We start from the raw sequence: 954 nt of genomic DNA on the forward strand, positions 1-954 counted from the left end.
TGTTCCAGTCCTATGCCCTTTGGCCTCACATGTCGGTTCGTGCCAACGTCGCCTTCGGCCTTGAGGAGCGGAAAGTCGCGCGCAAGGACATCGGTACCCGTGTGGAATCGGCGCTGGAACTCGTCGGCCTCCTGCATCTCGCCGACCGCATGCCTTCCCAGCTTTCCGGCGGCCAGCAGCAGCGCGTGGCTCTTGCCCGTACCGTCGTCGTCGAGCCGGATGTCCTGTTGCTCGACGAGCCGCTGTCGAACCTTGACGCCAGCCTGCGCATCCAGATGCGCCGGGAACTTTTGTCCCTTCAAAGGAAGCTGGGCCTGACGACCATCTTCGTCACCCACGACCAGGAAGAGGCCAACACCACCGCAGACCGAATGGCCGTGCTCGACGGCGGTGTCATCCAGCAGATGGGCACGCCGCAGGAGCTCTACGACACGCCGGCAAATCTGTTCGTGGCAAAATTCCTGGGAACCGCAAACATCATCGACGGCACTCTTCAGCGTGGCGACGGCGGAAATACCTTCAAGATTGCCTCCGGCGAAGTGCTTCATCTCGGTGCAGGCAGCCCCGACGGTTCTTCGCTCGTGCTGCGGCCGCAGAACATCGAAATCGTCACCGACCAGAACCACCCGGACCTGATTACGGGCAAGGTCAAGCACCGGGAATTTCTCGGCAGCCAGACGCGCTACCTGGTGGAAGCAGCAGGCAGTGAGCTGATCATCGATCAGAAACATGTGGGCGGTGTCGACTGGTACGAACCCGGCATGGAAGTGAAGATGAGCGTCAACACCCGGAACGCCGTGTTGCTCTGACGTTTTTCTGCATCAGGCCTGCACGGGATCGTGCCGGCCTCCTGCCCGGTGCAGGTGTCTTCACGCCATTCAGTTCCGGTGCCCGGCCCAACCTCCTCTCACCCTTCTCCCTGCGGGCGGCCGCCACTGCCGGTCGGGAGGAGCT

Annotated in this window: 1 protein-coding gene; it reads left to right on the forward strand. The window is 62.4% G+C overall.

The window, feature by feature from the left end:
- A partial coding sequence (locus Q666_RS59270) for an ABC transporter ATP-binding protein (protein WP_023014613.1) occupies positions 1-809 on the forward strand: 809 nt, incomplete at its 5' end.
- Positions 810-954: the final 145 nt, after the last annotated feature.

The organism is Labrenzia sp. C1B70 (assembly GCF_000475395.1).
Lineage (GTDB): Bacteria > Pseudomonadota > Alphaproteobacteria > Rhizobiales > Stappiaceae > Roseibium > Roseibium algicola.